This window comes from Candidatus Enterococcus wittei, from assembly GCF_002140175.1.
GTDB lineage: Bacteria > Bacillota > Bacilli > Lactobacillales > Enterococcaceae > Enterococcus_B > Enterococcus_B wittei.
In genome coordinates, this window is record NZ_NGMO01000004.1 from 64,427 (window position 1) to 73,505 (window position 9,079).

8 protein-coding genes are annotated in these 9,079 nt (G+C 36.2%); 2 read left to right on the forward strand and 6 right to left on the reverse strand.

Annotated features, from left to right (window positions below):
• Positions 1 to 138: 138 nt before the first annotated feature.
• Together A5844_RS11425 and A5844_RS11430 are read right to left on the reverse strand one after the other, a co-directional pair.
• On the reverse strand, positions 139 to 1,515 hold the full coding sequence (locus A5844_RS11425) for a hemolysin family protein (RefSeq protein WP_086285317.1): 1,377 nt from the start codon (positions 1,513 to 1,515) through the stop codon (positions 139 to 141).
• A 116-nt stretch (positions 1,516 to 1,631) separates the two neighbouring features.
• On the reverse strand, positions 1,632 to 2,765 hold the full coding sequence (locus tag A5844_RS11430; protein ID WP_086285318.1) for an AI-2E family transporter: 1,134 nt from the start codon (positions 2,763 to 2,765) through the stop codon (positions 1,632 to 1,634).
• A gap of 129 nt (positions 2,766 to 2,894) precedes the next feature.
• Here A5844_RS11430 and A5844_RS11435 point away from each other — a divergent pair, with 129 nt between their 5' ends.
• A complete protein-coding gene (locus tag A5844_RS11435; protein WP_086285319.1) occupies positions 2,895 to 3,329 on the forward strand; it encodes a GNAT family N-acetyltransferase in 435 nt (144 codons plus the stop codon).
• Positions 3,330 to 3,394: 65 nt separating this feature from the next.
• Here A5844_RS11435 and ntdP read toward each other — a convergent pair whose 3' ends face one another.
• The 3 genes from ntdP to recX form a co-directional block, all read right to left on the reverse strand.
• Complete coding sequence (ntdP, locus tag A5844_RS11440) at positions 3,395 to 3,928, reverse strand: nucleoside tri-diphosphate phosphatase (RefSeq protein ID WP_086285320.1); 534 nt, start codon at positions 3,926 to 3,928, stop codon at positions 3,395 to 3,397.
• Between the two features lie 93 nt (positions 3,929 to 4,021).
• Positions 4,022 to 5,206, reverse strand: a complete 1,185-nt coding sequence (mutY, locus tag A5844_RS11445) for an A/G-specific adenine glycosylase (RefSeq protein WP_086285321.1) — start codon at positions 5,204 to 5,206, stop codon at positions 4,022 to 4,024.
• On the reverse strand, positions 5,199 to 5,999 hold the full coding sequence (gene recX, locus A5844_RS11450; protein ID WP_086285322.1) for a recombination regulator RecX: 801 nt from the start codon (positions 5,997 to 5,999) through the stop codon (positions 5,199 to 5,201). The genes mutY and recX overlap by 8 nt, the downstream gene beginning before the upstream one ends.
• Positions 6,000 to 6,111: 112 nt before the next feature.
• On the opposite strand from recX, the gene rlmD reads away from it, so the two are divergent.
• Complete coding sequence (gene rlmD, locus A5844_RS11455) at positions 6,112 to 7,488, forward strand: 23S rRNA (uracil(1939)-C(5))-methyltransferase RlmD (protein ID WP_086285323.1); 1,377 nt, start codon at positions 6,112 to 6,114, stop codon at positions 7,486 to 7,488.
• A 589-nt stretch (positions 7,489 to 8,077) separates the two neighbouring features.
• Here rlmD and A5844_RS11460 read toward each other — a convergent pair.
• Positions 8,078 to 8,788 (reverse strand): YcjF family protein, encoded by a 711-nt coding sequence (locus A5844_RS11460; protein WP_086285324.1) that lies wholly within the window; start codon positions 8,786 to 8,788, stop codon positions 8,078 to 8,080.
• Between the last annotated feature and the right edge of the window lie 291 nt (positions 8,789 to 9,079).

Consider the following 9,079-nt stretch of genomic DNA (forward strand, 5'->3'; position numbering starts at 1 on the left):
ATAATTGTACTACAATCTTACCTTTCATTCTTCAGGGTGAATGAGTTTGCGAATTCATGTGTGTTTGACAAAGAGCCCTAATTACAAGTAATCTATCCGTTCTTTCATTTCATTATTTAGAAATCATTCATAGTTGGCTTATCTTCGCGGTTCGCCATCTTCAAATTCTTTTCTGAAGTAACGACGTTCTTCATCTGGTTCTGCTTCAGGTTCTGCTGGGTCATGGAAAATGACTCGGATCTTCAAGATACGTGAACCTTCCATTTCTTCAGAGATCAACGTGATATTGTCCACATCGAAAGATAGTTTTTCTCCTTCATCTGGAATCAAACCTAACGCAGTAATCAAATACCCCGCCATCGTATCTACATCACTCATATGCAGATTACTTTCAAATGCTTCATTAAATTCATCGATCAGCATACGACCTTGGATAATGTATTCATGTTCATCAACTTGCTCATAAAGACTTTCTACTTCATCAGATTCATCATCGATTTCTCCGACAATTTCTTCCAATAAATCTTCTAGAGTCGCTAAACCAACTACACCACCATACTCATCAAGTAAAATGGCCATTTGATTTTGTGTTTTTTTCATTTCATATAATAAGTCATCAATGAAGATCGTTTCTGGAACAAAAAGCGGTTCTTGCATGATTTTTTGGATATCTAAATGTTCAAAACCAAATTTATGTGCCGCTTTTAATAGATTTTTCGTATGAAGAATCCCTACGACTTTATCTTTATCTCCATTGTAAACTGGAATTCTAGAATAATTTTCTGACAACACTTCATTGACATTTTCTTCAACGGAGTCACTGATGTCGATCATAAAAGCATCTGTCCGAGGCACCATTACTTCCCGCGCAACTTTCGTGTCTAATGAAAAGACACCTTGAAGCATCTCCAATTCTTCGTTATTCAGTACCCCTTCAGTTTCCAGCATATAACGCATTTCATCTCTGGTCATCTTCGAATCTGTATCATCAAATGTCATTGGGGTGATGCGAGCCAACAAACTTGTAGAAGCGGATAACAGCCATACGAATGGTTTTGCTACAACACCGATCAGACGAATTAAGCCTGAAGTGAAATTCGCTACCTCTTCTGATTTATTCAAAGCGATCCGTTTAGGGTACAATTCTCCAAAAACAATCGAAACATAGGTCAAAATAGCCAGTACAATAATGTTTGCAATACTTTTGGCTGCAGCACCGCCACCTATTATAGGTGCTAACCTTTCTGATAAAGTATTGGCTAAAGAGGCACCAGACAAAATGTTGACCAAAGTGATTCCTACTTGGATTGTTGATAGGAAATTATTTGGATTCTGCAATATCTTTAAAAGCTTTTTAGATTTCACATCTCCTTCTTCAGCTTTTTGTTCGACTCTATTCTTATTGATCGAAACAACAGCAATTTCGGAAGCTGCTAAAAAAGCATTGATCAATGTCAAAATGATCAATAATAAAATCTGCGCTAACAGCGACTGACTCTCAGGGTCAGCATTCATAATCGCATTCTCTCCTTATAAATTTAATTTTTCATGGATGATAGAAAAAAACGTGGCTAAACATAGCCACGATAAAATGTTATCATAAAGCAATTTTCTTTGCAATAAAAATAAGTTTATGACTTACCTGTATCTAATGTTGTGGTAATCTTTTTCTTGTTTTCGTTTTGTTTATCTTCCTTCACGATTTTAACAACATAAGAAATGATTGTTTTACAGATCGCATAAAAAGGAACACCAAGGAAGATCCCTAGTAATCCAGCGATGTTTCCAGCCACTAATAATACGATGATGATCGTTAGTGGATGAATCTTCAAAGATTTTCCGATCACATTTGGATAAATGATATTACCATCCAATTGTTGGACCACTAACACAACAATACAACACAATAGTGCTTTGAAAGGATCATTAAAGACTGTCACTAAAAATGCAGGTGCCAGACCTAAATAGGGTCCTAAATAAGGAATCAAGTTTGTCAACCCAGCAATCACACCAAAAAGAAAAGCATACTCAACTCCGATTGCAAAGTAACCTAAAAAAGTAAATGTCCCAACAAACAAACATTCAATGGCCTGCCCACTGATATAATTAGCTAACGTCCGATTCAATTGTCCTAATAATTCAACAATCTGTTCTCTTCTTTTTTCTGGGAAAAAACTTTTGATATTTGGTACTAATTTTTCCCCGTCTTTCAACATATAAAACAAAATAAATGGTGCTGTGATAATCACAATCGTAGCAGAAGCAATCGTTCCTACAATAGATCCTAAACTATTAGATAATCCACTTAAAAATTGCTGGATGATCGTTCCATAAGAAATATCTAGTTGTTCAAAATATTTATTGATATTTACTTCTCTGAAAATCGGCCATTGTGCAACGTCAGCTAACCAATTTTCAACTTGGCGAATAAAATCCGGCATATTATAAGCCAAGGAAGAAATTTGCTGAACGAGACTTGGAATCACACTGAGCAATATCCATATAATCGCAGCAACTAATAAAAGCAAAACAATTGCTACTGCCCAAATTCGTTTGATCTTCGTTCGCATCAATAACTCAACGATGGGATTAAGGATATAGTACAAGAAACCTGCAATCAATACAGGTGCAAATAAAGTAGAAAAAAATGTTCCAATCGGCTGGAAAATAAAATTGATTTTAGAAGAAACTAATATCAACGTTGCGAGAATCAATAATTCGCACGACCAGAACATCAATTTGGATTGTTTTAACTTCTCAAACACGAGCCTACCTTCTTTCTTTTTTTACTAGTATATAGCATCTCTCAAAAAAATGCTGTTAAATTTATCATTGTTTGTCTACTTTCCATTCACTTTACTTTACAGTATACTATAAAAAAAGGAGGCTGTTCGATGAAAGTTGTTCATACAAAGGATACCATGAGTCATATTTATTTAGATGCTGTTCGTATAAGAAATCAAGTATTCGTCGTGGAACAAGGTGTCCCATTAGCACGTGAAATTGACCAAGATGAAGCGCACTGTATTCATTTCGTTCTTTACTCTGAACAAAACCAAGCCTGTGGAACGGTTCGCCTTCTCCCCCTTGAAAATGGCAAGATGAAAGTGCAGCGTATGGCAATTTTATCAGAATATCGACACCAAGGTCTAGGACAAATCTTGTTGAGAGAAGCAGAAGACTTTGCCAAAAAACAAGGCTTCAATACAATGGTACTAGGAGCACAACAAACGGCCATTCTTTTTTACGAAAAGCTGCACTATACCCCTTATGGTGAAACTTTTATTGATGCAGGAATCACTCATCAGAGTATGACCAAAAAATTGTAAACAAATCTTCAAGTAAAAACAGTAAGCATTGTGAAGCGAATCCTTCACTTGCTTACTGTTTTTATCTACTTTTGCGACAATTGCTTGTAACGGTTATACCAAATATCAATATAGCCTTCTGAGAAAGGGCCTTCTCCATTATTGATCCAGTCAACCAGAATCTTCACATTCTCTTTTAAAATGAAGTCAATATCACTTGGATAATTCATCATCTGACTATGCATTTCATATTCATCGACATCCAGCAAGCGCTTCTCGCCATCGGGAAAAACCTTGATATCTAAGTCATAATCAATGTACTTTAATGCCTCATCATCTAATAAAAAAGGTGAAGCTAGATTACAATAATAGGAAACCCCCTTTTCTCTAATCATTGCTATTACATTGAACCAGTACTTTTTATGAAAATAAACAATGGCTGGTTCACGAGTCACCCAACGTCGGCCATCAGACTCTGTTACAAGAGTATGATCATTGACGCCAATCATTGAATGTTCACTTGTTTTCAATACCATGGTATCTCGCCACGTTCGATGCAATTTGCCGTCGTGTTTATAACTCTGAATCGTTACAAACTCTCCTTCTTTAGGAACTCCCATCGCAATCCTTCCTTAAGCAACATTTTGTGCTTTGTGTTGGGGTGTTCATTACACCGACATCGTAATTATTATAGCAATAAAAATCTTCTTTGCCTAGAAAGGATTACTATTGTTTCGATTTTTATCTAACAGCTGGATCAGCTTTACTTGTACTTTTGGAAATACGACTTGATTGAATTCATTCGATAGTAGCCAATTCGTTTTCTTTCCCTCTCCTAGTTGCCCATCAAAATGATGGGGTAAGCGTCCATAAAATAGCAATACATGCCATTTTAAGTGACTGAAGATATGAGTAACTTCTCCTAGATGCCTTTTTTGCCAGATGATTTGTTCTGCTTTTTCAAAAGGCAATGTATTGAGATTTTCTTCTGCTACAAGTGGCTCATCAAACAGACTGATCTCATCACCTGTTTGCCATTTTTTTTGAAAGTCTTCGTATTCTTCTTTTGACACTTCGATCATCGGAAACGTCCACATATCTGCTAATAATTTTTTATTCTCTCTTTTTTCAAAGTAATAAGCTTCTTTTGAATTTTGAATAGCAGCAGCTACATAATAAACATCTTTTGGTTTAGCCTTCTTCGATTTTATTGGAAAAAGCGTTTGAATGCCTTTTTCTTTTGCCAAGCAAAACTCTTGAATCGGACATTGCTCGCATTTTGGCGAAGTAGGGGTACAGATTGCTGATCCAAGATCCATCAGTGCTTGGTTAAATTCTCCTGGATGTGATTCATCTATAATTGACCGCATCGCTTGATCGAATATTTTCCTACTGGAAGCTTTCGCAATATCTTCTTCAATACAAAATAACCGACTAACAACTCGCATGACGTTGCCGTCAATAGCAGGTTCTGGCAATCCAAACGCAATGCTGGCAATCGCTCCTGTCGTATATGGGCCGATTCCTTTTAATGTGCTGATCTCTTCTGGTGTTTGTGGCATTTTCCCACCAAATTCATTCATGATTTGCTTCGCTGCAGCTTGGATATTTCGAACGCGAGAGTAATAACCCAACCCTTCCCAAGCTTTTAATAATTTCTCTTCCGGTGCTTCAGCTAAAGCTTCGATCGTTGGAAACCACTCCATGAATCGATAAAAATAATCAATAACCGTATCTACCCTTGTTTGTTGTAGCATAATCTCTGAAATCCAAATTCGGTAAGGATCCTGATTGAAACGCCATGGCAAATTCCGTTTTTCTTGTTCATACCACTCAATAAATTGTTCTTGGAATTGTTGCTTTTTTTCTGGAGACCAATTTTCCCATACTTTATTCACTTATCTCTTCTTCCTTTTCTAAGATAAATCGTTGGATCATTTCTAGATTAAAGCCTTTTTGATAAAGACTCTGCTTAACTTTCATCTTTCTTTTCTTTGATTCAAATCGACTGTTTTTACGCCATAGTTTATCTCCTTGTTGCACGAGCAACTCGTACTCTTCTTCTGGATCAGTTTCCTTTGGTAAAGCTTCAATTGCCTCTTGTATCACATCTGATGAAAAACCTTTAGTCATCAACCTTTGCTGGATATTCCGCAAGAGTTCTTTTTGACTTTTCCCATAATTTTTATTATATGTTTTTTCTGCTGTCTGGTGGGCATTTTCTACTTGATCTTCAAAAGTATACTGCTCGAGTGCTTGTTCGATAATTTCTGGTGTTAGACCTTTTTGTTGCATCTGCATCGCTAGTTTTTTTGGTCCTTTATCACTTAGACGCATATTTGTCCGAACGTAACTTTCCCCATAGGTCAAATCATTGATCAAACCTAATTCTTTTAGCCGATCGACAATTTTATGACGATCCTCTTGTCCAATTTCTTTATCTTTTAAATAGATTCGTATTTCTTTTTCTGTACGTAATTGGTAACTCAAATAATTGAGTGCTTGTTGTAAGCCAAAATCGAAACCACTATTTTTTTTGATTTCTTCAATTGTTTCATTCTCGAGTTCTTGTCCTTTTAATAAACGATAACGTACTAAGATATCTTCTGAAACTTTTAGTGATTCTCCATCTGAAAAATCGATCTGATAAAAAGGTCCTTTATCTTTAGTGATCCTAATTATAGATAGCATAAAAATCCTCCTCGAACGTACATTCTTATCTTCTATCATACCACAGAAAATCCCTATGCTTCGTTCAAATATGTTAAAATAAAGCCACATATAGAGAAAAAGGGAGAGACCTATGACAGAATTAGTGGTCAAAAACGGACAAAAAATACCTTTAAAAATCAAACGCTTAGGCATCAATGGTGAAGGGATCGGTTATTTCAAACGCCTGATCATTTTTGTACCTTATGCCCTTCCTAAAGAAGAAGTAGTTGTTAAGATCACGAAAGCAACACCTCGTTATGCGGAAGGAGAATTAATCACCATCAAAAAAACTAGCAAAGATCGTGTCGTCGCTCCTTGCCCGGTTTATTATGAATGTGGTGGGTGCCAGTTACAGCATTTAGCGTACCATGCCCAACTGGATTTCAAAAAAGATTTACTGTTACAAGCTTTGGAAAAATTCAAACCTAGTGGCTATCGTTCTTATTCCCTTCTTCCAACGATTGGGATGGACGACCCATGGCATTATCGAAACAAAGCACAATTCCAATTAAGAAAGAACAATCAAACGCAACAGATCGAAGCAGGTCTTTATCAGGCAAATTCGCACCAGCTAGTTGCTATCAATGATTGTCTGGTCCAAGAACCGCAGACACAAAAGGTCATCAATACAGTCGTTCAACTTCTGAATAAATACGATTTACCGATTTATGATGAACGAGCTGATAGCGGGATTTTTAGGACACTCATGGTTCGAGTAGGCATTAAAACTGGCGAATTACAAGTTGTATTTATTACTCGTAGCCAAAAATTCCCACAAAAAAATGCTATGATCCGTGAGATCAATCAACAACTTCCTGAAGTTGTATCTATCATGCAAAATGTTCAACCGACTAAAACTTCTTTAGTAATGGGGGATGAAACAATCCATCTTTGGGGAAAAGAAGCCATTAAAGAACAAATCAATGAAGTAACTTTTGATCTTTCTCCTCGGGCTTTCTTCCAATTGAATCCCAAACAAACCGAAGTTCTTTATGGCGAGGGCATAAAGGCGTTGGCTATCCAGCCAGATGAGACAATTGTTGATGCTTACTGTGGCGTAGGTACAATTGGTTTGAGCGTTGCCAGTCAAGCTAAAGAAGTACGTGGTATGGATACCATTCCTCAGGCAATTGAAGATGCCCGTGAAAATGCACAACGGCTTGGCTATCAGAATACACATTATGAAGTGGGAACCGCTGAAGAACTTTTACCAAAATGGTTAAATGAAGGATTTCAACCTGATGGAATCATCGTTGATCCGCCACGTACAGGTCTAGACGAAAAATTGATTCAAGCAATCATGAAAAATCCGCCAGCAAAGATGGTCTATATTTCTTGTAACGTCTCTACTTTAGCCAAAGATCTTGTACAGTTATCAAAAGTATTTAACGTGGACTATCTCCAGTCAGTAGACATGTTTCCACAAACTGCACGTTGTGAGGTTGTCGTAAAATTAACAAAGCGATAATCGGCTCCTAAAAAATAGGATACTCCGTCTCTCTTTTGATCCTAAATCAGTAAAAGAGAGCAGACAAAAAAGTAGTAATACGCCTCAAAAGAATAAATAGCTTTCAAAAACTGAAAGCTTCGATACAAAATGAGGCTGGTCCAGAAGTAGTTAGCTCCGAGAAATAAGAAGGGATTCACGAAAATTACTTTTAAAATTTTTGTGAATCCCTTCTTATTTTTATAGGAGTTGCTTCTGATTCCGCCGTTTGTACGTATTTAGAGCGTGAAACAAGAGTAAATCATACTTTTGTTTCACGCTCATTTGTTTTTTTAGCTGAACACCTTTTTACGTCCCCTATTCCATCTGCTGAGCTGATCTTTCCAGCACTGAGCCAAACATTCAGAATACATAAAAATTATCTACTGAGAAGATCTATTTACTGCTCAAGTCACAACGTTATAATCTAGAACAAAAATAATTTCAGAAATAACCCTTTCGAAAATAAGCAGAGAACCTCAAAAAAGCTATTTTTGAGGTTCTCTGGCTTATTACCTTAAGAAAAACATAGAAATAATATCTCCTCATTTTTTACTATCTCAAAAATGATTTATTTTTTCTTAGATTGTCGCAATAATTTGGTTAGCGTTTGTACTTGACCTTTAAATGACATCACATCATCAAATATATCTTCACCATCATTTAGCATCTTGACTGTGATCCAGCCTAATGCTTCCGTTATCGTACTGGCAACTGTTGCATTGATGGCTGCTCCAGTAATAGTTCCAACACCTGGGACTACTTTTACGATATTTCCTACAGCGCTCTTCCCTAAACTCACGACTACTAATTCTTTTGATACACTTTTGCCAAGAGATTCAGACCATGACTGTCCGAATATTTTATGTAAACGGGCCATCATGGTTAATTGTACTGGTACAAGAAGAAACGCATCAGAGAATGGGATCGGCGAACAACCAATAATAGCTGCGGTCAACGTTGCTGCATGAATCGTTGTGTGGCATTTTTTACGTGTCTGTTCATCTGCTCCTTTTAAAAACTCTTCGAAAAGACCTTCAAATTGATCTTGACTTTTTGCTAATATTTTTTCTGCTTGTTGTTTTGATGTATCATAAGTTTTTAAAATCATCGAAGAAGTTTTTTGAGGAAAACGCCTTAATGTCTCAGAAAAAAAGGCATCAAACTCTTTTTCTTCTGTTGTCTGTTCTTTGATCGAAGATTCTTTTGGAACATCAGCCACTTGATTTTCCTGTATCGACTCTTTGGGTTTCTGCGTTTTTTTCTTCAAAAATTTTCTCATTCCATTACCTCCTTGAAACATTGACTACATGTAATCTTCTTATTACTTTTATTTATCATACAACAAATGATCAACTAAACCAAAGAGTGTGTTTACTTATATCAACATAGCATTATGAGCAAAACAAAATGTAATTAGTTTGATACTTCAATGAAAAGAGGCATAAATTTTATGTTAACTTTTTCTTAAAAACGAATAATGCTCTACTTTAGATCAATAACAAAAAAGAGGCTAGGAAAATCTAATTCCCAACCTCTTTAAAAAATTTATTTGTTAAGACATCAATAGAAC